Source organism: Mesorhizobium sp. 01N446 (assembly GCF_056399285.1).
Window position 1 is genome coordinate 174,486 of sequence record NZ_JBFTRA010000006.1, and the last position, 21,462, is coordinate 195,947.

Below are 21,462 nucleotides of genomic sequence, written 5' to 3' on the forward strand. Positions count from 1 at the left end.
GAGGCGACGATGGAAGACTATCTCCCACTTGCCTTGTTTTTCGCTGTTGCGTTCGCAGCCGCTTTGGCGCCGTTTTGTCTTCATCGATGGCGGCGCGCAAAGTGGGTGAAGTTAGATGCTCGCGTGGACGCGGCGTATTATGAAACCTCCGGCAAGAACGTGTTCGCGCTCGTTGACGTCTCCTACTTTGACGGAAATCATGAAAGGAGCGCGAGACATCTGGCGTCAGGGCGGACTGACGTGGAGACCATCTCTCCGGGTGACAGGATCTCGATATTGGTCAATCCGAATAACACAAAGCGCTGTGTAGTCGACAGGTAGGGCTCGTCGGGCTTCGTCCGTGTCTTCGCTTTTGAAATGCCCTCGGAGACTTCCAGTCCCAGATCGGCCGCCAGTGCTAAGTTCGTAACAAAATCCTGTCGGTTTTGGTCAAGCGTTCGCATCCATCCTTGGCAACTAGAACTGTCTCGCTAATTCCAACGCCGGCTGCGGACATGTAGAGGTGGAAAACCATACCCTCCTCCAGAAGCCAGTTCGACGTTGGAAGAAAGACCCGGGTGAAGTCACTCGCACGCACCATGTAGTCCGGATAGTAGCCCATGGTATAGCCGGTGACGTTTGTGTAGTCTTTTCTCAAACCGGCATTTATAGCTCCCTCTCGCGCTATTCGATCGACGTCACTGGCCAGAGCGCCTGGCTTCATGGCCATCATCTGTCGATCTTGCAGTTCGACCATCCTGCATATGATCTGATTGAGATCTTGCGGCGGTTCTCCAAGGGAAAGGGTTCGCATCATTCGCGCGCCGTAGCCCTCGAAACGCGGATTGATCTCAAGGTGCAGAACCTCTGGGAGGCCGAAGCCGGTGTCATGGAGGTGTCCATGGAGGAAATCCAGATCACTGTTCTTCCTGGTTCCGAAAATGCCGGGATGCCCGGGATCTCCACCCTCGCGGACATATACCTCGCCAGCCAATCGCGCGAGATCACGCTCGGTCATTCCCGGGCGCGTCTTGGCCACGATCTCACTTATCGTCGCATCACCGATAGCGCTGGCCTTGCGAATCTTCTCCACTTCGGCCGACGATTTGATGAGGCGCATCAGCCAGGGAAGGCCATTGAGGTCTGACAAGGCGGCTGCGGGCAAAGCCTGCTTGAGGCGCTGATAGGTTTGGACAGTCATGGCATGGCTGGCAAAGTCCACGCCGAGACGCGCTTTTGCCAATCCGGAGCTTTTGATTTTTGCGACAAGCACGCCGACCGCGTCTTCCCAATCGGCGTAGCCCACAACATCCGTAGCCCAGGTTCGCTCTTTCATCGGTCCGCCATCCAGTGACCTGAGCACAAAGAAGGCTTCACCCGATGCAGTTATGACGCCAGCCCGATAGTAGGACAAAGACGTGTCGAACCCAAAGAAGTACGCGATGGCTTCTGAGTCGTCCAAAAGCACCGCATCCAAGCCTCGCAAGCGCATTTCATTTCGAAGACGCACGAGTCGATTTTCGTATTCAGAGAGTGGAAATTGCACGGTGGTTCCCATCGTCAACAGAGGAACGGTATCTGTAGAGCCAATGACGCTCTGCTAGGTCTGCGAACTCGGCACGAGTCGCGTTTGTAACAGGCTGCGGCCAACGGTGACCTTGCGCGCAATCCTGCCGCCTGCGACGGCCAATAGAGTGCAAGAGAAGAATACGACGGCTACCGCGGCGATCTGCGGACTGATCTCATTTCTGATGTCCGCCCACATGCGCATCGACAAAGTATATTGCCCGGCGCTGCTGAAAAAGAGAGCCACTACCAGGTCATCAAACGCGGTGAGGAAGGCAAAGCCGGCGGCGCTCACAAACGATGGCAACAAAAGTGGAATGACGATCGTTCGCCAGATCGTGGTTGAACGCGCGCCCAGACCAGCTGCCGCCTGCATGACGGATACATCGAAACGCTGAAACGCCGCGCGCATGACCAGGAACACGTAAGGGAAGGCGAACACCCCATAGCAAATGATGTAGGGGAGCGCACTTCCAACCAATCCAAGCTTGATGAAGATGAAGTACAGCGCCAGCGCCACCACGAACTGCGGCACGATCATCGGAGAAATGAAAATTAGCTCGAGGATCGGCTTCGCGCGCGCGCTCTGCAGCCGCGTCACTGCATAGGCGGCGATCGACGCGAAGAACGTGGCCACCGCCGCGCCACAGGCACTGATCCACAGGCTGAACCAAGTCGACTCCAGCCAATCCGCACTGCCGACATAGCTCCGCATCCATTGAAGGGAAAAGCCCGACGGCGGAAATCTCAAATACTCATCCGAACTGAAGCCAAGCGGAATGACGGTAACCATCGTGATCATCAGGAAAACAACGTCGACGGCGACGACGAGATAGACGAGACCGGAAAGCAACGTACAGATTGGATCCGCAGCGGCACCGAGGATGCTCACAAGCCTCTCGGGCATCCCGGCAAGGATCCGTGTCCCTTGCGCGTTCGCCTTGGTGCCGGATCCGCCGTCGGCTCCGATTGCATTTCGAAGCAATGATAGCAGTATCACGACGATCACCAGCAGGACGGTCGCTTGCGCAGCGGCGCCGCTGAAATCGTTCAAGTTGTTGAGCTGCACATATATTGATTGTGTCACCATGTATTCGCTCGGACCGCCAAGCAGCGCGGGGGTGACATAGAAGCCCAATGTGCTTGTGAAGACGAGACCGAACCCAGCGACGATGCCAGGCAATGACAGTGGCAGGAACACCTTCGAGAAGGCAACGAGACGATGGGCGCCAAGCCCCTCCGCGGCACGAACGAGCTGCGTGTCGATCCTTCGCATCGATCCGTAGAGCGTGAGGACCATCAGCGGGAGTTGGACTTGTGTCATGCCGACCATCGCCCCGATCTCGTTGTAGACGAGCATGAGCGGTTGATCGATTATCCCGGCGGCAATCAGTCCCTTGTTCACGATGCCGCGCGTTCCCAGTATGGCGACCCAGGCATAGCTTCTGATCAAGACGCTGGTGAAGAAGGGCATGATGACGGCCACCGTCAGTAGCTGACGCTTCCAGCCATGCACCTTGTTCAGCAAATAAGCGTAGGGATAGCCGAGAACCAGGCTGACAATCGCGACTTCGAGGCTGAGGCGAATGGTACGCCACACAATGGAGAGAAATGTATCGCTCTCGAAAAGAGCGGAATAGGCACTCATCGAGGGGGAGCCGCCGGGCAGGAAGCTTGCGGCGACGACCCCCAAGAGAGGTAGAATGTAAAACAGCGTCAGAAAGGAAAGCGGAACCGTCAGCATGCCGAGCGAATCCTGTTCGGTGCCGTAACGGAGAGAAAACCGGTTACGCATGTTCCGCATTCCTATGACTCTAAACTAGGCCCCACGCTACTTCGTGACCCATTTCTGCCAGAGCTCCGTGGCCTTCTGGACGTTGGTTTTTCCCGCGGCGTCTTTCTCGTCCCACCATTTGTAATCCTGGACCACCTGGGTCTGGACGCTGGTTGGATTGCCCGGAAGCCGCGCCGCACGATCGGGAGCGATCAGCTTGAACGCCTCTGAATTCGTTGGGCCATATTCGATCAGTTCGGAGAACTTCGCCTGCGCTTCCTTCTGGGCAACAAAGGCCAGGAACTTCATGGCATTTTCCTTGTTCTTCGTGCCCTTGAGGACAGCCCAGCAGTCCCATTGAAGGATAGCCTGGTTCCAGCTGAGATCGACCGGAACGCTCTTTTCCTTCAAGGCCGAGATACGGCCATTCCAGGCTGATGCGATGGTTACGCTGCCATCCGACAGCATCTGGCCCGGCTCGGCGCCAGCCGACCAGAATCGAAGAATATCCGGCTTGAGTTTGTCGAGTGACTTGAAGGCCCGATCGAAATCAATCGGGTAAACATTCTTCGGATCGGCGCCATCGGCGAGCATGGCGATCTCGAAGACACAGCCCGCCAGCACATCGTCACCGGCATTGTGCAGGGAGCGCTTGCCCGGAAACTTCTGGACATCCCACATGTCAGCCCAGGTCTGCGGCGGCTTAGCGCCGAACGCTTCCTTGTCATAGGCCAGCGCCAAGCAGAAGAACAGCGACGGGAGCATGTAGTCGTTCGGCTTGATGGGCGAGTAGGCTAGCAAGTCCTTGGGTGGGAACAGGCTGTAATCGATCTTCTCGACAAGACCATCCTCGATCAGTGCGTCGATCTGACCACCCGAAAAATCCATGACATCGAACGCTGGGGCTCCAGCGAGGATGCTTGCCCTGACGGCACCGGGAGGCATGTTGGCGGCCGGAACAACCTTGATCCCAGTGGCCTTCTTGAATGGCTCGAAATATGCGCCGTGGAGGGCGGCGCCGAAAGCGCCCCCGCCGTCAAACACCACGACCTGGCCGCTGCCCTTCAGGTTCTCCTGCGCCCAGGCGCTCCCTTTCCAGGCAGTTGTCATCATGCCGGTGGCGGCCGCACTGGCAATCAGTTTCAGCGTTGAGCGTCGCGTGACTTGGTCGTTCGTCATTGTCATGTTCCCCTTTCGTTTGTTTTGAACACTCTCGCGTGCTGGCAATGCCAGTTGAGCGAAACCTCTTCCCCTGGCTGGCGGGAAGATCCGGGCGGCTCCTTTACGGCAAGCGTGTCCCCGCATTTGAGGGCAACACGGAGGTTTACGGATTCGCCGAGATAGGATCTTGCGATGACTGTGCCGTGTAGACCCGACCCGTCGCAGGGACCGGTGAAAATATGGGCGGGCCGCACGACGATATCGACCGGATTGCCGACAACAGGTGCGGGGTCCCCCACATGCTTTCCGGCGATCACGCAGCCACTCTCCAACTGCACCTGGCAGTGTTGGGCATTGATCTCGCGAACGGTGCCCTTCAGAATGTTTGCTTCGCCGATAAAGTCGGCGACGAAAGCCGTTTGCGGTGCGTCGTACAGATCGCTCGGCGTCCCGATTTGCTCGATCCGTCCCTTCCTGAAGACAACGAGCCGGTCCGCCATTGCCAAGGCTTCCGTCTGATCGTGCGTGACGAAAATGACGGTCGTGCCCGTTATCCGCTGTATCTGTTTGATCTCCTGCTGGAGATGCTCCCGAAGCTTCTTGTCGAGCGCACCGAGCGGCTCGTCCATCAACAGGACCGGGGGTTGGTAAACCAGGGCCCGGGCCAGGGCCACACGCTGCTGCTGTCCGCCGGAAAGGTCCGGTATCAGCCGCCCCTCGAAATCGCCGAGACCGACCAGTTCTGTTATCGACGCAATCCGTCTGGCGATTTCATCCTTGGCCAAGCGCCGCTGCAGAAGTGGAAACGCAATGTTCTCCCTGACTGTCATATGAGGGAAAAGCGCGTACTTCTGAAACACCATGCCGATGTTGCGCTGCCTGGGCGCTATGTGCGTTACGTCCTTGCCACCGATTTTGATCGACCCCGACGAGGGCCGGACGAAGCCAGCGACACTCATCAACAGAGTACTTTTCCCGGAACCGCTCGGGCCGAGCAGCGCGATGAACTCGCCGGGCATGATATTCAATGAGACGTCATCGACGACGCGAATTGCCCCATAGGATTTCGATAAACCCTGGATTTCTATCGCCACTCCCGACATCGACCCGATCCTCTCCAGACGTCAACAGGCTGCCGTCTTGACAGTCTTGCCGTCGAGGAACAGTTCCTTGATCTCATGAGCAAAGGCATTGGTGCTCGGCTGGTAATGGTTCGAGCGGAGCACATTCTCTCGAGCGGCCCCGGGAAGCCTGTCGCCCATGACCGCCAAAAGATCGATCAGAAAGTCCGGCTTTATCTCCGGGTGGCCCTGGTAACTAAGAACAGTGTCGCCGTAGCGCAGGATTGCATAGTCGCAACTTTCGGACGCACCAACGACCCTGGCGGAATCGGGAAGGGATATGACCTCCTCCTCATGCCAGGTGAGCGCAACATGACCCGTTTGCGTGTCAGCTCTTTGATATTCGACCGGGCCTGCTGTCATACCGGCTCGCGATTTGCCTACCGCGCCGCCCAAGGCAGTCGCGATAAGCTGATGCCCGAAGCAGACGCCGAGCATTGGCGCATTCGCGCGATAGGCATCGCGAACGAACTGCTTGAGGCGCGCTATCCAGTCATCAGGGTCCGATACCGAGGAACGTCCGCCCGTGATGACCCAGCCGTCCGCAGCATTGGGATCTTCCGGAAAAATCCCGTCGACCACCGGAAATGTGATGAATTCAAGCCGATCGTCCGCCAGCAAATCGATGAAGAACTGGTTGTAGTCGCCATGCTTGCCGACCAGCTCGTCGGGGACATGGTCGCACTGCAGGATACCGAGTTTCATGTGGTCAGTCCGTAATTTGAAATGCGCTGATCGTCGGCGCTCGCCTGTCGTCACCAAGGACAGGGGCAACCCGGTTTGTGCCCTTGAGTGCTCATTCATCGCCGAAGTCGCAACCCTTCACGGCTAGGCCCTCCAGGTTGGCAATGGATGTTCAACCGTTTCCTAAATCAGATGATTTCATGACAGGGGTGGCTTAACAAGTCATATTTTGACATTTGTTTCGTTTTTAGAACCATTTTGGAAACGAACAGAAGGGTAATTCAGAACCAGTAGCATCCCCAAACCCGGCAAGTAGCTGTTTTTTGCCTGCTTTTTCATCAGCTTGAGCCAGTATGTGGAAGCCCGAAAGCCTGCCAAATGGACACATGTTGCCAAATCCGCTACGAAAGCGGGCGATTCTTTTGCTCGGGAGTTGGGTGTGACGTCTGCGAATTTACAAATCCGGCACTACCGCACGCTTCAGAAGATCAGCTTGCGAGAACTCGCGAAACGGCTGGAAATGTCTCCTTCTCAGCTTTCGAAAATTGAATCCGGCAAGGCGAAATTGAACGTCGAAACCGCGATCAAGATCGCCGGCGTCCTTAAGGTGCCCGCTGCGGTGTTTCTCACAGAGCGGGCCCCACTACCCAAAGCAAGACGGTCAATCACCAAAAAAGGGGCCGCCGACATCTACGAAAATCCTGGCATGCGGATGGAGGTCCTTTGCTCGGAGTTCAAGGAGAAGCAGAACCTTTTCTGGAAGGTTCGCATTACAGCACGCAGCTTTGAAGAAAACGGCGGCTGGCGGCAGCACCCGGGTCAGGAGTTTCTGCACATTCTTTCAGGACACTTGGAACTCCATACGATGTACTATGAGCCGCTGGCACTGGATGAAGGCGACAGCATACTTTTCGATGCCGACCAGCCGCATGCGTATGTTGCTCTCGGCGGAGACGCCGAGATGCTGATGATGAACAGCGTCGCTGAAAACGCCTGATGGTACTGCGCTTCAGATCAGCAGATCAAAAAGCGTTGTCGGCATCTGCGCAAAATCCGAGATCCTGGCCTCAACCTGACGAACGGCGGCTATTTCGTTGGCATCGCCGCGGCAGGGATCAATCCTCGCGGACGGAAGAGCAGAAATCCGATCAGCGTTGCGAGAATGATCGCATCGCGGAAGACCTGATAGTCGGGCGGAAGAATGATCTGCAGCACCACTTCGAATGCGCCAAGAAAGAAGCCACCCACAACGGCGCCGGTCAGACTTCCCATGCCACCAACGATGGTGGCCACAAACGCCTTGACCAGCGGAGTGAACCCCATGGTGGGCTCGACAGAGCCGCGCATGGAAATCCACAGCAATGCAGCGACGCCGGCCAGCAGACCCGAGATTGCAAATGCGGTCGCATAGATCGCGTTGACGCGAATGCCCATCAGCTTGGCTACATCGAAATCCTGCGCCGACGCCAACAGGGCAAGCCCGAATCGCGTGCGATTGAGGAAGAGATTCAATCCGATCGCCAGTACAGCTACAGCCACGATCGAGATGATCTGCGCGGAGCCTATGTAGATCGTTCCGATGTTGAAAGCGCCTGTCAGGAAACCCGGCAAGTTCAGCGGCTTGGGTCGCGACCCGAAACCGATCTGGAAAATCACTTGCAAAGCACCTGAAATCGCAAGACTGGTTACCAGAAGTGTCATCGGATTGGCACCACGAAGCGGACGAAAGGCCACCCGCTCCATCAACACCGCGCATGCCATTGCGCACATCAGCCCAAGGACAACAGCCACGCCAAACGGCAGACCTGCCGAGAGGGCATAGAACAGGACGTAGCCAAACAGCGTCAGAAGCTCGCCATGGGCGAAGTTGATGAACCCGAAGATGCTGAAGACGATTGCCAGCCCGAGCGCGATGAGGGCGTAAACGCCGCCGAGACTCAAGGCGTTGATGATGTATTGGATCGTAAGTTCCACCCTCGCCTCCTAGGCTGCGGCCAGCGGATCGGAGACTCCGAGATAGGAGTGCCTGACCAGTTCGCTGTTCAACATGTCAAAAGAATTGCCGCTGGCGGCTATGCGCCCGTTTTCGAGCACGTAGGCACGATCGGATATCGAGAGCGACTGAAAGACGTTCTGCTCGACGAGCAGGATCGTCAGCCCTTCGTCTCTCAGTTGTTCAATCAGTTCGAAGTTCTCGGCGACGATCTTCGGGGCGATGCCCAAAGAAGGTTCGTCAAGCAACAGCATTTTCGGCGAGGCCATAAGCGCCCGGGCAATGGCGAGCATCTGCTGCTCGCCACCAGACAATGTGCCGGCAAGTTGGTTTCGCCGTTCCGCCAGGATCGGAAACCGCTCATACATTCGTCCAAGGACAACCGGATTGCGCCAATCCTTCTGGGTTATCCCGCCTAGAAGCAGATTCTTTTCCACACTGAGCCTAGGGAACACGCGCCTCCCTTCAGGCGAGAGGGTCATGCCCCGCTGAACAATCTGCGCCGTCCCTTGGCCGGAAATCATCTCTCCATCCAATTCAACCGTACCCGATCGTGCAGTTGTCAGGCCCATCAGCGCTGACAGTGTCGATGTTTTGCCGGCGCCATTGGGACCAAGGAGAGAGACGATCTCGCCTTGCCGCACCTCGAAACTGATGCCTTTGACGGCTTCGATCGGTCCGTAGCGGATAACGAGATTGTCGACGCGGAGCATGACCATCACCTCAGAGCGGAGCCGGGATGTCAGCCGGGTCGATCGTCGCCGCCTTCAGATAGACGCCCTTGCCGCCACGAAGTTCAAGGAACGAAATCGGCACCAGCGGGCGACGATTGAATCCCGCATATGTGATCTTTCCATTCGGGGCTTCAAAATCCTTGATCTTGTCCATACCGGCACGAATTGAACTGGAGTCGCTGGCGCCAGCGACCTTGACGGCCTCAATCAGCGCCAGACCGGCATCGTATCCCACGATCCAAGCGGAATTGCCCACCTCGTCGGGGTACTTGGCACCGAAAACGGCCGCGAGTTCGTCATATTTGCTTCCCGGCTGCGGCAAGCGGTTGGAAATGACGATCACCCCTTCGACGAGGTCTCCCATGGCGAAGAAGGACGGAGAATCGATACCATCGGCCCCGACGATCTTCGACTTGATGCCGGCGGCCCGGGCCTGGCGCAGGAACGCTGGAAGATCCGGCTCGAACGCCGCGGTCATGATTGCGTCTGGCTCCTGGGGCAGAGACTTGATCTCGGCAATAATGTTGCCAAAGTCCGATTGGTTGAAGGTAAAATTCCCCTTGCCTACAACCTTTCCGCCATACTTCTCGAACGTTGCCGCAAAGTATTCCGGCACGTTCTCCGTGTATGTGTTGTCGGAAGACTTCAGCAGATAAGCTGTTTTGATGCCCAGATCTTTTGCAGCGAATACGCCGGTGGAGCCCGCACTGACATTGTCGCTGAAATTGGCGAGGTACATCCAGTCACCCACCTTTTCGGTGACATCGGGCTGTGTCGAAGTTCCCGCGAACATGAGGACGCCCTTTTGCTGGCCGCTGCGTCCGGCAGCGGTTGCGCTGGTGGCGTCGCAGCTCAGATAAAGGACGTCGACGCCCTGCTCGATCAAGGCATCGGCGGATTTGATCGACTCTACGGAGCTGGAGGCCGTGTCGATACCTTCGGCAACTTCGATCTTGAACTTGCCCGATACGCCTCYTTCGGCGTTCGCAGCATCGAATGCCATCTGCATTCCGTGAGCGAACGGGACATCATAGGCCGCCGCCCACCCAGTATGCGCCAGCGCCAATCCAACGCGAACCTTTCCTTCAGCCGCGAACACCGGCCGCAAGCCACCGGCCCCTGCCAGGGCAGCGCCAAGCATGGTCGTAATCACGCTGCGGCGGGACACACCGTATTGCAGCAGGCTCTTAGCGATATCAGACATTTCCCTCTCCTTTGTTGTTTGATGCTTCCGACGCCCGGCGCGCCGGACGTTTTGCCAATACGTCACGGGTCCCGAGGTAAGCCTCGATGACCAATGGATCGTTCTGAACGTGGGCGGCGGTTCCCGATGCGATCAACTCGCCCTTGTTGAGGACAAAGACCTCGTCGCAAAGCCGCATGATCAGGTGGAGGTCGTGCTCGACGATGAGGATGCCGAGCCCATACTTCCTGCGGATGTCCAGGATAGCCGCGATCAGCTGCTCGGACTCCTTTGGGTTCATCCCGGCGGCAGGCTCGTCCAAGAGCAGGAAGTTTGGCTCCAGCGCGAGCGCACGGGCAATTTCCAGGCGCCGCTGGCTGCCGTAAGAGAGGGTCGAAGCCAGCCGCTGCGCGTCATCCAGAAGGGCGAACTGGGCGAGCAGACCCTTGGCATAGGTCTCGATACCCGCCACGCCGTGGCCTCGGGCGGCGGCGGCGGCTACAACGTTCTCAAGAACGGTCATCTCGCCGAACAAACGGATGTTCTGGAAGGTTCGCGCCAGGCCTGCTCGAGCGATGCGGCTCGGGGACCAACCAACGACATCGCTTTCACCCAACCACACAGTCCCCCGGCTCGGGCGGTGCACGCCCGTCAAGGCGTTGATCAGGGTGGTCTTTCCGGCGCCATTGGGCCCGATCAAGCCGACGATCTTCGCGGAAGCCACACTGATCGAGACGTTGTTGAGTGCCCGCAGCCCGCCGAATTGGATGCTAAGGGCCTCAGCTTTGAGCGTCGTCTTGGTGGGGTGCCAAGCAGGCGTTTCCAAGCCGGTTTGGTCGACCGAAGTATCGGCAAGGTGCGCGTGTCGCTGAAAGCGATCGAATGTCAGCTCCTGGCTACCCATGATGCCTGCCGGGCGCCTGTACATCACCAGAAGGATCATCAGGCTCAGAAGGATCTGTGTCGCGCCCCAGATTGGCGGAGACCGAAAGGATCCGATCGAAATGCCGCTCTCGAACGGTTTGACAAATTCGACCAGCGCCGAGACGATGATGGTGCCGATGACCGCCCCGGTGATCGACCGCTTGCCGCCGACGACCAGCATTGCGACCAACGCAAACGTCAGGTCGAGATAGAAATCATGGGGCTGGAACGCGCCGATCACATGCGCAAACAATGCGCCTGTCAGTCCCATGACCATGGCGCTGACCGACCAGCTCTGCAGGAGACGTTTGTTGCTCTCGATACCGCAAGATGCGGCCGCAACTTCGTTGTCCTGAAAGGCCCTGAGCTGAAGGCCCCAATGCGATTCCTTGAATGCAAAAGCTATTGCAAGGATCAGGAATACGAAGAGGTAGGCAATCGGCAGATTCACGAGCAACGGAACGCCATAGAAACCCTTGGTGCCGTTGGTGATGTTGGTTGCACCCTTCAGCACATTGTCGGCAATCACTAGCAAACCAAAGGTCGCCAGAATTGCGGACGTGTCACGCAAGCGCGACAGCGGCAATCCGGTCACTATCCCCAAGAGCAGCGAAACCCCCGCAACGACGACCAGGGAGGACGGCAGCCCCAAATCGATCTGCATCAGGAAGCCGGGAAGATGGCGCAGCATATCCGACTTCAGGTCGGGCGGGGTCGTCAAGATGCCCGTTGCGTACGCCCCCACCGCAAAGAAGCCAACGTGGCCGACCGTCAGGATACCTGAATTGCCCGTATAGATGGACAAGCCAACAACAGCGCACATATCAATCAGCAGAAGCATGACTACGCGTTCCGCTGACGCGCTCACCAAGGCAAAGGGGAGCGTCAGGATGACGACCAGTGCGAAGAGAAGGACAGCTGATCCGGCCGCCCGACGCAACCGCTTTTCATTCGCAAGCCTTGTCAATGACCGCTCGGCGGGAGCCGCGCCATGCATTGACTCGACCGAATGCTGAGCACGCGGCATATTCACCCCTTCCATTTAAGGCCAGTAAGGCCGACAAAGCGAAGGCGTTCGTCACTGCGCCCATTTGACCTTGTTGTCGGCCTGTTCCCTCGGCCTTTGTAACAAACGCTACAGATTCAGCTCGACGCCGTCAATCAGATTTTGACAGATTGTCTGATTGATCTCGGAGGATATGCCACCGCACCAGGACCCCTGCTCAGGATCGATCGATTGTTGCGACGACCATGACTCGCCTACGCTTTGGCAAATCATGCGCAAACAGACGCCGCAGCGTCAGGCGTCTAATTTAACTTCAACGGTGATGGCCGAGCGATCAAAGATCAGCAGCAAGCCGCAGCACAGATTCACGCAGCCATCTGTGGGCAGGGTCGCTGTCATAGGATGCATGCCATATCATGGCGACGTCCGAGTCCGGGAGAGGAACAGGAACGGGACATGTCGCCAGGCCGAACTGGCGCGCAAACATCCGCGCAGGTCTGTCCGGTATGGTGGATATGAGCCGCGAGCCTTTCAGAAGGAATGGTATGGCAGCAAAATGCGGCGTCACGACCGCGATGGTCCGGCTCAGCCCGCCGGCGGCTGCAAGTGCATCATCAACGACGCCGTGAGCGTCGCCGCGCGGCGAACCAAGGACGTGGGGGACCGACAGGTAGTCTTCCAGGCTGAGAGGCGGCTCGATTTTGAGATGAATGGGGTCGTAAAGGCAGACATACCCCGTCTGATAGAGCTTGCGCCGCTTGTGCTGTAAGCCTCCTTCGGTTAGCAGGCCGGCAATTCCCAGGTGCAACCGGTCACGGTCGAGTTGCTCAAGGACATCATAGCGATCGATACCGCGTGTGCGAAGCCGAATACTCGGAGCGGCTTGCTGGAGAAAGGCCATCAGTTTCGGCAACAACGGCACCTCGATGGCGTCAGGCATGCCGAGGAAGAACGTCCGGTCAGCATTCCGCGGGTCGAATTCCGGCGCTCTCAGCAGTGTCTGCTGCACAAGGTCGAGCGCCTCCCTGATTTTTGGCGCCAGCGCCAATGCGCGGGGCGTAGGCTTCACCCCGTCCGGGATGCGCACGAACAGGTCATCCCCGATCAACCGGCGCAATCGACCCAATGCGTGGCTCATCGAAGATTGACCTATGCCGATACGTTCAGCTGCCCTTGTGACGCTGCGCTCGATGAAGAGTGCGTCAAAGGAATTCAGAAGGTTCAGGTCGATGCGACCAAGATTGACATGATCGATATCCAATATCATCTCCATCGATTGGACTAATAAGCATCCTCCCCTCATTCTGAGAAGGCAATAGAAATCCGGCGGCCACGAGAGCAGCAATCAGCGAGCGCCCCGTGGTCCGCCCTTCTTTCGGAGGATGACGCACGATGTCGATCACACAGCGCATAGACGAACTCGGTCTCAAGCTTCCGGCTGTCAAGGCGCCTGCGGCGAACTACGCCAACGCCGTGCGTGTCGGCAATCTCATCTACTGCTCAGGAGCCGTACCCGTCACGCTCGATGGGGAAGTCCCGAAGGGTAAAGTGGGGCGCGACTTCACGACCGAGCAGGCAGCCGAGCACGCCCGGCTGGTAGCCCTGCATCTCCTAGCCATCGTCAAGGAAGAAGTTGGCGACCTCGACCGCGTGCGCCGCGTGGTAAAAATCCTCGCGATGGTGAACGCTATACCGGATTTTCTCGAGCATTCGAAGGTCGTCAATGGCTGCTCGGATCTCTTCGAAGCGGTGTTCGGAGCCAAGCATGCCCGCTCGGCAGTAGGCATGGGCAGCCTGCCCTTCGGCATCAGTCTCGAGATCGAAGCAATCTTCGAGGTGGCGTGAGCCGCAGGAAAGGAGACTGAGCATGGCCAGGAGAGTGCGCATCCACGAGCTTGGTGGCCCAGAAGTGCTACGCGTTGAGAACTATGATCCGGGGCAGCCCGGCGCGGGCGACGTGCTTGTTCGTCAGACCGCTATCGGAGTCAACTTCGTCGACATCTACACGCGAACTGGCTTCTATCCCGCACCAGGCGGCCTGCCGGCGACCTTGGGGATTGAGGCAGCCGGCATCGTCGAGGCGCTCGGATCTGGCATCAACGGCCTGCGGGTTGGCCAGCGTGTCGCCTATGCCGTCAGCCCTGGTGCTTACGCCGACCTGCGCACGGTGTCGGCCAGCGCGCTGTTCGCCCTGCCGGATGAGATTTCTGACGAGACCGCGGCCGCTATGCTGAACAAGGGGGTGACGGCACGCTATCTGCTTCGCCAGACCTATCGCGTGGGGCCAGGTGACACCATCCTGATCCACGCGGCGGCTGGCGGCGTTGGCTCGATCCTCTCGCAATGGGCAAAGCACCTTGGCGCCAAGGTGATCGGCACCGTCGGCAGCCTGGAGAAGGTGGCGATCGCGACTGCCAATGGATGCGATCAGGTGATCCTCTACAAAGAGGAGGACTTTGCCGCGCGCGTCCGCGACATCACCAAGGGGTACGGCGTGGACGTTGTCTATGACGGGGTGGGCAAGGCAACCTTCGCCAGATCGCTCGATTGCTTGCGGCCGCGTGGCACTATGGTCAGCTACGGCAATGCCAGCGGGGCGATCGAGCCTTTCGATGTCGCCTTGCTCGCCAAAAAAGGATCGCTCTATCTGACCCGTCCGACGCTTGCCACACACATAGCCACACGAGAGGCCTTGGCGGAGAATGTCGAGGACCTGATGACAGTTGTAGGCGCAGGCGCAGTCAACGTAGAGATCGGCGCACGCTTCGCCCTGAACGAGGCAGCTCAAGCCCATCACGCACTCGAAAGCCGGGCGACCTCGGGATCAATCGTACTCATCCCGTGATGGGAAGGGCTCCGCGCTCGACCTTTGGCGAACCTTGCTCGTCGTCATGCATCAACTCTCGGGAAATCATTGAGCGCGCCGACCATGTATTGGACGAGCTCGCTTGGAGTCGTATCAGCGGTACGCTTCTCTGTAACCTTGCGGCCGCGATGCATGACAATCAGCCTATCGGAGACCGCGAACACGTCCGGCATCGTGTGCGTGATTAGGATAACTGGCACATTTTGGTCGCGCAGTCTGCCGATCAGTTCGAGCACCTTGTGCTGCTCGGGCACACCAAGGTTGTTGGTGGGCTCATCCATTATCATCAACCGCGCCTTCCAGTAGATGGCGCGAGCGATAGCGACTGCCTGCCGCTGCCCTCCCGACAAGCTCTCGATCGGCTGCGTCAGACTGGGGAAGCGGATGTCCAAAGCCTCCAGGCCAGCTTTCGCCTCGGTTAGCATCCTCTTCTCATTGAGCGTCGCGATCAAACCGCCGAGGTGCTGGCGTTTTGCCTCACGGCCGAGGAAAATATTTGCCGGCACATCAAGGTTCTGGGCAAGGGCGAGATCCTGGTAGATGGTCTCAATGCCTTCGTCGCGGGCGGCAATCGGGCTTGAGAAAATCTGTGGCTTGCCGCCGAACCAGAGCTCGCCGCCGTCAGGCTGATAAACGCCAGAGACACATTTTATCAATGTCGACTTGCCGGCGCCATTGTCGCCCAGCAAGGCAACCACTTCGCCCGCCGCGATATCGAAGCTGACATCATCGACCGCAGTCAGGCCACCGAAGCGCTTAGCCAGATGACGGATAGAAAGCACGGGTTCGCTCATGTGCCTCTCCCGGATCGAATACGGCCAAGGAACAGATCTCGTGACTGATCGATCAGAACGGCAAGGATGACAACGACACCGACCACGATGAATTGCCAAAATGCGGGAACGTTGAGCATGACGAGGCCGGTTGTCAGCACGGCTATTATGAGCGAGCCGATCACGGTTCCCACGATGGTTCCGGCACCGCCGGACAGACTGACGCCGCCGATGATCACGGCCGCGATCGAGGACAGCAGAAGCGGATCGCCGATAACGGCAGAGCCCGCTGTGAACCGTAGCGTCGACAGGAACCCGGCAATGCCGGCGGTCGCGGCTGACAGGATGTAGAGCTTGACTATGTGGCTGTCGACTGGAATGCCGGTACGTTGCGCCGCCTGGAGATTGCCACCTATTGCGTATGTGTGCCGTCCAAACTGGGTCCGTCTCAGCAGGAACATGGCTAGCACCACAACGATGGCGGTGATCACAACCGGCCAAGGCAAAATGCGGTTAAGCTGGCGCAAGGCGTCGCCGGCAATGTCGGGTTTCTGCAGGAAGTAGATACCGCCGTCGGCACCACCAATCAGGTACAGCAGGGACTCATTGCCGTAATCACGGAGACCCGGCGGGAGTCCGATTACTGTGGTGTTCTCGCTAAACAGGAGTGCCAACCCACGAACGATAAACGACGAGCCGAGCGTCACGATGAAGGCCGGGACCTTCAGCTTGGCAATGACGAGGCCGTTTAGCAGCCCAACGCAACCGCAGCCAATGAGGCCAGCAAGGAAGCCGGCAATGACCGCGATGGGCAGCGGGGCGCCTGCGTCAAATGCCGCGCGTATGGCGAGGGCGGCGAGTACCGAGCCGAGGCTCATGACCCAGCCGACAGAAAGGTCGATGCCGGAGGAAATGACAACAAAAGTCTGTCCAAGACCCAGAAGAATGATGGGTGTGATGGCGACCAGAATATTCTGGGAGTTACGGATCGTGAAGAACGTAGCGCCGCCAAACAGCGGTACGGTGATGACGAAAAACGCTATCATCAGCGCGAGAAAACCCCACGCCCACAATCGACTGGCTGCTACCGCAAACCTGAGAAGCGTGGCCTGCACAAAGCCCAATGCAGCGGAAGAACGAACCCCAGACATGCTAAGATTTACCCCGTTGAGATGGGATGGGAACGCCCTGAAGCGCTCCCATCCGAGCTGCCTCTGGGAAAAGCAGCCCTATTGTCCGGGGACCTTGTAAACGAAGCGTGAGAAGTTCGGATCGGTGACATTGGTCTTGTCGATAATCGCGAATCCGGTCTCAAGCCGCTTGGGCAGGCTCGTGACCCCGGCACGATCGGCAACCGCGAATTCTACCGCGAGGTAGCCCATGTCGAAGGGCTTCTGGGCCAGGGCCATCGAAACGGCGCCCTGGTTCATCATTTCGACGGCGTCTTTGGTCGCATCATAGGCGACGACCTGGACGTGGCCGCCGAGTCCTGCGTTTATCACAGCGTTGCCCGCTCCCTGGGCACTAAAAACATTAGACCCGAAGACACCGGCAAGATCGGGGTGCTGCTCAATCACCGCCGCTGTCTGCTGCGTCGCTTTGTTGAGGTCGTCATCATTATAATCTGGCCCGATCACCTTGATGCCTGGGTGCTTGGCCATCTCCTCCTGGAAGCCTTTGATGCGCAGTTCGACGGACGCGATGTTCGGACTCACCGAGTTCATATAGACGGTTCCCTTGTCGCCTATCGCTTTCGCGAGTCCACGGGCCGCAAAGGCGCCACCCGCCTTGTTGTCCGAACCGATATAGGTCATCGGGAACTTGACCGGTCCATTGGCGTAGTCGCCGTCGCCGATGAAGGTATCAACGCCAACGATCTTGATCCCGGCTTCATAAGCGGCCTGGAGAGGGGCAATCATCTGCTGGCTGTCTACGGCGGCAGTGATGATGTAGTTGAGATCGCCGCGGGCGACCATCGCATCGAGGATCGGGGTCTGCGCTTCAACACCCCAGGTCGCTGGAATCTGCGTGACGACATCGACGCCAAGATCCTTGGCTGCCTGTTCCACGCCGAGTTGCATAACCTGGTAGAACGGGTCGACGGTGCCAGGAATAAACCCGATCTTGATCTTGTCTGCAGCATCAGCGGCCATCGGCGAGAGTGCCAAGAGACTGGCGGCGACGAGCGATAGAATGTGCTTGTTCATGTCATGGGCCTCCCTAGCCCCTATGGTAGCTGCCACCTTTTGTGGCTTGCTGGTATACCACAGAACCAGTAAAGGACAGGCAACGCTCTTGCAAGAGGCCGGACAGAGGTTTCAAGCTCCACACAATGCTATCCGCGCATTGACCTTGAACGGAGGATTAGGTGACGATTGAGTTTGATCGCTTTCAAAGCGTGCCACGGCAGGTCTACGAACTGTTGCGTGATCGAATTCAGACGGCACAACTGAGGCCCGGCGAATCGATCAATGAACGTCGCCTCAGCGAATGGCTGGGGGTGTCGCGAACTCCGATCCGCGAGGCGATCCGGCGGCTGGCAGGAGATGGCTTGATCGAGATCGTGCCGCATGTCGGCACCTCAGTGGCGCTCGTCGATCCCCGACGGGTCTATGAGGCCTGCCAGATACGACTGGCGCTCGAGTGCGCTGCGGTAGCCGAGGCAACCAGACATTTTACCCCGGTGATCGGCCGACAGCTCGAACAGCTCATCGCTGAGCAGGACGAGACAATCAATATGGACGACGGCATGCGCAACATTAGCGTTGACAGTGAGTTCCATAGGCTCATCCACAAGACCAGTGGCTTTTCCACAATGGCCGAAATGCTGCAGCGCGTCATGGGCGAGATCATTCGCGCCAGGCACCTGTCGATAAAATTGCCGGGGCGGCTGCGAGAGCCGATCAAGGAACATAAAGCAATCGTCGCCGGGCTTCGCTCCGGCGACCCCCAGAAGGCGGCAGTGGCAATGAAAAACCACCTTGATCTTTCAATCTCCTCAATCATGCAGGTGATGGATACAAACCCGGAATTTCTTGCAAGCGCGCGAACTTAGGTCGATGCCACGCTATTTCTTCGACTTCATGGACACTGGCGAAGCATACCCAGACTGTTATGGAACAGAGCTTCCGGATTGTGAGTCTGCAAAAATAGAAACAGCAATGGCGCTCATTGAGATTGCGAGAGTCGCTTTGCACGACCAGGATTACCGTGAACTGGCATTCAAGGTCAGGGATGAGAGCGGCAAGCCGCTTTTGCAAATGGTACTCAACCTTGAAATGCTGGCGGACTAGAATAAGGGCCTCTTCTGTCTGACCGCTTTTTCGCTACCGCGAAATTCACGCGCCAGAGTCATCACAGCATAGTGGTCTCTATAAACAATCATTGGCCCTTACCATCCTTCTAGCGGTTACCTCTCTGCCGAGGCTGCCCACAAATTGATGTCGGACTCACGTGCGTAAGTGTCGATCTCGGCCAGTTCGGCGTCGCTGAACTCGAGCACCTTCAGCGCCCCTACACAGTCCTCGACTTGTTCCGGCCGACTGGCGCCGATCAGCGCCGAGGTCACCCGGCCCTTGCGCAGCACCCAGGCCAAAGCCACCTGCGCCAGCGTCTGGCCACGCTTGCCGGCGATCGCATTCAGCGCCTGGATGTTGGCGATGGTCTTGTCATTGATGAAGGCGGGACGCAGCGACTTGCCCTGTGATGCCCGGCTGCCCTGCGGAATGCCGCCGAGATATTTGTCGGTCAGCATGCCCTGCGCCAGCGGCGAGAACACGATCGAGCCGACGCCGAGCCCTTCCAGCGTATCTAGCAGCCCGTCCTCCTCGACCCAGCGATTGAGCATCGAATAGCTCGGCTGGTGGATGACGCAAGGCGTGCCAAGCCGCTGCAGGATGTCTGCGGCCTCACGCGTGCGCTGCGAATTGTAGGACGAGATGCCAGCATAGAGTGCCTTGCCCGAGCGCACCGCATGGTCGAGCGCGCCCATCGTCTCTTCCAGCGGCGTGTCGGGATCGAAGCGGTGCGAATAGAAGATGTCGACATAGTCGAGACCCATCCGCTTCAGGCTCTGGTCGAGGCTGGCCAGCACATATTTGCGCCCGCCCCATTCGCCATAGGGTCCGGCCCACATTTCGTAGCCGGCCTTGGTCGAGATGATCAGCTCGTCGCGATAACCGGCAAAGTCCGTCCGCAGGATCTCGCCGAAGGCGGTCTCGGCTGAGCCGGGCGGCGGACCGTAATTGTTGGCGAGGTCGAAATGGGTGATGCCTAGATCGAAGGCCTTGCGTGCGATCGCCTGCTTGGTCTTGTGCGGCGTGTCGTTGCCGAAATTGTGCCATAGCCCGAGCGAGATGGCCGGCAGCTTCAGGCCGGAGCGACCACAGCGATTGTAGATCATTTTTTCGTAACGGTTTTCGGCAGGGATATAGGGCATGGAGATATGCCTCACGAATGGAGTTCTTTTGACTGAGGGGCAGCGACGGGCTAGCGCACCACCGTCGATCGGCGCCGGCTGAGCTGGTCGATGGCGACGGCCAGAAGCAGGACGATGCCGCGCGCCGTATCCTGGTAGAAGGTCGGCACGTTCATGAGGCTCATGCCGTTGTTGAGGCTGCCCATCAACAGCGCCCCGACCAGCGCGCCGAAGACGCGGCCGCGCCCGCCGCTGAGCGACGTGCCGCCGATGATGGCAGCGGCGATGGCGTCGAGCTCGAGGAACAGACCGGCGCTGCCGGCGATCGCGCCGCTGACCCTGGCCGTCAGCGCCACGCCGGTGATGGCGTAACCGAGCCCGGCGATGAGGAAGTTGATGAAGATCATGCGATCGACATTGATGCCGGACAGCCGGGCTGCCTCCGGATTGCCGCCTATGGCATAGAGTTGCACGCCAAAGCGGGTCCGGCGCATCAGAACGTCGGCAGCGATGGCGCAGACCGCGACCAGCACGATGAGATAGGGAACGCCCTTGGAGGAGGCCAGCCAGATGGCGGCGGTGGCCGCGACGAGTGCCGGTAGCTGCGCACGGACCAACTCGCCCTTCGGGTTCTTGACGATGCCAAGCGCCAGGCCGCGCCGCAGCTCGAAGATGTTGAACGCCGCAAACAGGCCGAATGCCGCGACGATCAGCACGATGGATACATCCGGCGGCAGGAAGCCGGTGGCGATCTGCTTGAGCGCAGGTGGCAATGGCGCAACGGTGGCGCCATTGGTGGCGATCATCGAGATGCCGCGGAAATAGAGCATGCCCGCAAGGGTGACGATGAAGGAGGAGACCTTCATCCTGGTGACCCACCAGCCTTGCCAGGCGCCCATCAGCAGGCCAACGCCGATGCAGACAAGCACGGCGATGATCGGATCGACATTGAATTTTACCGTCAGCAGAGCCACGACAACGCCGATCAATGCGACGGCGGATCCCACCGAGAGATCGAAGTTGCGGGTGACGATCAGCATCACCGCGCTGATCGCCGCCAGGCCGACGATTGCCGTCTGCAGCGCCAGCAGGATCAGGTTGCGTTGCGTGAGAAAGGTGCCGTTGGTGGCGAAGTAGAAAAACAGCCAGATTGCAGCCAGCACCAGCAACAGTGTGGAGTCCCTGAGCGACCGGTTCGACAACAGCCGTGCCACGGCCGATGAGGCCGCGACGGGCGCCGCGATGGTTTGCGAAGGTTGGCTCATCACTCTCTTCCTGTTG

Annotated in this window: 20 protein-coding genes; 5 read left to right on the top strand and 15 right to left on the bottom strand. The window is 58.5% G+C overall.

What is annotated here, in order from left to right:
* Positions 1 to 397: 397 nt before the first annotated feature.
* From AC1DPX_RS22485 to AC1DPX_RS22505, 5 genes are read right to left on the bottom strand one after another with little or no spacing between them, the layout of a single operon-like run.
* The gene (locus tag AC1DPX_RS22485) at positions 398 to 1,525 is read right to left on the bottom strand and encodes a M24 family metallopeptidase (RefSeq protein WP_477239665.1); all 1,128 of its coding nucleotides are present in this window, start codon (positions 1,523 to 1,525) and stop codon (positions 398 to 400) included.
* A 54-nt stretch (positions 1,526 to 1,579) separates the two neighbouring features.
* The gene (locus tag AC1DPX_RS22490) at positions 1,580 to 3,340 is read right to left on the bottom strand and encodes an ABC transporter permease subunit (protein ID WP_477239666.1); all 1,761 of its coding nucleotides are present in this window, start codon (positions 3,338 to 3,340) and stop codon (positions 1,580 to 1,582) included.
* A 36-nt stretch (positions 3,341 to 3,376) separates the two neighbouring features.
* On the bottom strand, positions 3,377 to 4,546 hold the full coding sequence (locus tag AC1DPX_RS22495; RefSeq protein WP_477239667.1) for an ABC transporter substrate-binding protein: 1,170 nt from the start codon (positions 4,544 to 4,546) through the stop codon (positions 3,377 to 3,379).
* Entirely contained in the window at positions 4,501 to 5,583 is a 1,083-nt protein-coding gene (locus AC1DPX_RS22500; RefSeq protein WP_477239668.1) for an ABC transporter ATP-binding protein, read from the bottom strand. The genes AC1DPX_RS22495 and AC1DPX_RS22500 overlap by 46 nt, the downstream gene beginning before the upstream one ends.
* Positions 5,584 to 5,604: 21 nt before the next feature.
* Positions 5,605 to 6,306 (bottom strand): type 1 glutamine amidotransferase, encoded by a 702-nt coding sequence (locus tag AC1DPX_RS22505; protein WP_477239669.1) that lies wholly within the window; start codon positions 6,304 to 6,306, stop codon positions 5,605 to 5,607.
* A 418-nt stretch (positions 6,307 to 6,724) separates the two neighbouring features.
* Here AC1DPX_RS22505 and AC1DPX_RS22510 point away from each other — a divergent pair, with 418 nt between their 5' ends.
* Positions 6,725 to 7,282: a helix-turn-helix domain-containing protein gene (locus tag AC1DPX_RS22510; protein WP_477239670.1), complete on the top strand. Its 558-nt coding sequence runs from the start codon at positions 6,725 to 6,727 to the stop codon at positions 7,280 to 7,282.
* A gap of 89 nt (positions 7,283 to 7,371) precedes the next feature.
* On the opposite strand, the gene AC1DPX_RS22515 is transcribed toward AC1DPX_RS22510, so the two are convergent.
* From AC1DPX_RS22515 to AC1DPX_RS22535, 5 genes are all read right to left on the bottom strand, one after another.
* The gene (locus tag AC1DPX_RS22515) at positions 7,372 to 8,259 is read right to left on the bottom strand and encodes a branched-chain amino acid ABC transporter permease (protein ID WP_477239671.1); all 888 of its coding nucleotides are present in this window, start codon (positions 8,257 to 8,259) and stop codon (positions 7,372 to 7,374) included.
* A gap of 9 nt (positions 8,260 to 8,268) precedes the next feature.
* Positions 8,269 to 8,991, bottom strand: coding sequence for an ABC transporter ATP-binding protein (locus AC1DPX_RS22520; protein WP_477239672.1), 723 nt, complete (start codon positions 8,989 to 8,991; stop codon positions 8,269 to 8,271).
* 10 nt (positions 8,992 to 9,001) lie between these two features.
* Entirely contained in the window at positions 9,002 to 10,216 is a 1,215-nt protein-coding gene (locus AC1DPX_RS22525) for an ABC transporter substrate-binding protein (protein WP_477239673.1), read from the bottom strand.
* The gene (locus AC1DPX_RS22530; RefSeq protein WP_477239674.1) at positions 10,209 to 12,146 is read right to left on the bottom strand and encodes a branched-chain amino acid ABC transporter ATP-binding protein/permease; all 1,938 of its coding nucleotides are present in this window, start codon (positions 12,144 to 12,146) and stop codon (positions 10,209 to 10,211) included. The genes AC1DPX_RS22525 and AC1DPX_RS22530 overlap by 8 nt, the downstream gene beginning before the upstream one ends.
* Positions 12,147 to 12,459: 313 nt before the next feature.
* On the bottom strand, positions 12,460 to 13,392 hold the full coding sequence (locus AC1DPX_RS22535) for a LysR family transcriptional regulator (protein ID WP_477239827.1): 933 nt from the start codon (positions 13,390 to 13,392) through the stop codon (positions 12,460 to 12,462).
* Positions 13,393 to 13,517: 125 nt separating this feature from the next.
* Between AC1DPX_RS22535 and AC1DPX_RS22540 the strand changes: the two genes are divergently transcribed.
* Positions 13,518 to 13,970 carry a RidA family protein gene (locus AC1DPX_RS22540; RefSeq protein WP_477239675.1) on the top strand — a complete coding sequence of 151 codons (453 nt, stop codon included), beginning with the start codon at positions 13,518 to 13,520 and terminating at the stop codon, positions 13,968 to 13,970.
* A 22-nt stretch (positions 13,971 to 13,992) separates the two neighbouring features.
* Positions 13,993 to 14,970: a quinone oxidoreductase family protein gene (locus AC1DPX_RS22545; RefSeq protein WP_477239676.1), complete on the top strand. Its 978-nt coding sequence runs from the start codon at positions 13,993 to 13,995 to the stop codon at positions 14,968 to 14,970.
* A gap of 44 nt (positions 14,971 to 15,014) precedes the next feature.
* Here AC1DPX_RS22545 and AC1DPX_RS22550 read toward each other — a convergent pair whose 3' ends face one another.
* From AC1DPX_RS22550 to AC1DPX_RS22560, 3 genes are all read right to left on the bottom strand, one after another.
* Positions 15,015 to 15,785 carry an ATP-binding cassette domain-containing protein gene (locus AC1DPX_RS22550; protein ID WP_477239677.1) on the bottom strand — a complete coding sequence of 257 codons (771 nt, stop codon included), beginning with the start codon at positions 15,783 to 15,785 and terminating at the stop codon, positions 15,015 to 15,017.
* Positions 15,782 to 16,915 (bottom strand): ABC transporter permease, encoded by a 1,134-nt coding sequence (locus AC1DPX_RS22555; RefSeq protein WP_477239678.1) that lies wholly within the window; start codon positions 16,913 to 16,915, stop codon positions 15,782 to 15,784. The genes AC1DPX_RS22550 and AC1DPX_RS22555 overlap by 4 nt, the downstream gene beginning before the upstream one ends.
* A 78-nt stretch (positions 16,916 to 16,993) precedes the next feature.
* Positions 16,994 to 17,971, bottom strand: coding sequence for an ABC transporter substrate-binding protein (locus tag AC1DPX_RS22560; protein WP_477239679.1), 978 nt, complete (start codon positions 17,969 to 17,971; stop codon positions 16,994 to 16,996).
* Positions 17,972 to 18,132: 161 nt separating this feature from the next.
* Here AC1DPX_RS22560 and AC1DPX_RS22565 point away from each other — a divergent pair, with 161 nt between their 5' ends.
* Together AC1DPX_RS22565 and AC1DPX_RS22570 are read left to right on the top strand one after the other, a co-directional pair.
* On the top strand, positions 18,133 to 18,819 hold the full coding sequence (locus AC1DPX_RS22565; RefSeq protein WP_477239680.1) for a GntR family transcriptional regulator: 687 nt from the start codon (positions 18,133 to 18,135) through the stop codon (positions 18,817 to 18,819).
* 4 nt (positions 18,820 to 18,823) lie between these two features.
* Positions 18,824 to 19,057, top strand: coding sequence for a DUF6894 family protein (locus AC1DPX_RS22570; RefSeq protein ID WP_477239681.1), 234 nt, complete (start codon positions 18,824 to 18,826; stop codon positions 19,055 to 19,057).
* A gap of 116 nt (positions 19,058 to 19,173) precedes the next feature.
* On the opposite strand, the gene mgrA is transcribed toward AC1DPX_RS22570, so the two are convergent.
* A complete protein-coding gene (gene mgrA, locus AC1DPX_RS22575) occupies positions 19,174 to 20,202 on the bottom strand; it encodes an L-glyceraldehyde 3-phosphate reductase (protein WP_477239682.1) in 1,029 nt (342 codons plus the stop codon).
* A 50-nt stretch (positions 20,203 to 20,252) separates the two neighbouring features.
* On the bottom strand, positions 20,253 to 21,446 hold the full coding sequence (locus tag AC1DPX_RS22580; RefSeq protein WP_477239683.1) for a sugar ABC transporter permease: 1,194 nt from the start codon (positions 21,444 to 21,446) through the stop codon (positions 20,253 to 20,255).
* Positions 21,447 to 21,462 lie beyond the last annotated feature (16 nt).

Coding starts and splice junctions, on each gene's coding strand:
- AC1DPX_RS22530 (WP_477239674.1), bottom strand. CDS start 12,146: ATGCCGCGTGCTCAGCATTCGGTCGAGTCAATGCATGGCGCGGCTCCC.
- AC1DPX_RS22555 (WP_477239678.1), bottom strand. CDS start 16,915: ATGTCTGGGGTTCGTTCTTCCGCTGCATTGGGCTTTGTGCAGGCCACG.
- AC1DPX_RS22520 (WP_477239672.1), bottom strand. CDS start 8,991: ATGCTCCGCGTCGACAATCTCGTTATCCGCTACGGACCGATCGAAGCC.
- AC1DPX_RS22505 (WP_477239669.1), bottom strand. CDS start 6,306: ATGAAACTCGGTATCCTGCAGTGCGACCATGTCCCCGACGAGCTGGTC.
- AC1DPX_RS22550 (WP_477239677.1), bottom strand. CDS start 15,785: ATGAGCGAACCCGTGCTTTCTATCCGTCATCTGGCTAAGCGCTTCGGT.
- AC1DPX_RS22500 (WP_477239668.1), bottom strand. CDS start 5,583: ATGTCGGGAGTGGCGATAGAAATCCAGGGTTTATCGAAATCCTATGGG.
- AC1DPX_RS22560 (WP_477239679.1), bottom strand. CDS start 17,971: ATGAACAAGCACATTCTATCGCTCGTCGCCGCCAGTCTCTTGGCACTC.
- AC1DPX_RS22535 (WP_477239827.1), bottom strand. CDS start 13,392: ATGATATTGGATATCGATCATGTCAATCTTGGTCGCATCGACCTGAAC.
- mgrA (WP_477239682.1), bottom strand. CDS start 20,202: ATGCCCTATATCCCTGCCGAAAACCGTTACGAAAAAATGATCTACAAT.
- AC1DPX_RS22570 (WP_477239681.1), top strand. CDS start 18,824: ATGCCACGCTATTTCTTCGACTTCATGGACACTGGCGAAGCATACCCA.
- AC1DPX_RS22540 (WP_477239675.1), top strand. CDS start 13,518: ATGTCGATCACACAGCGCATAGACGAACTCGGTCTCAAGCTTCCGGCT.
- AC1DPX_RS22580 (WP_477239683.1), bottom strand. CDS start 21,446: ATGAGCCAACCTTCGCAAACCATCGCGGCGCCCGTCGCGGCCTCATCG.
- AC1DPX_RS22490 (WP_477239666.1), bottom strand. CDS start 3,340: ATGCGTAACCGGTTTTCTCTCCGTTACGGCACCGAACAGGATTCGCTC.
- AC1DPX_RS22545 (WP_477239676.1), top strand. CDS start 13,993: ATGGCCAGGAGAGTGCGCATCCACGAGCTTGGTGGCCCAGAAGTGCTA.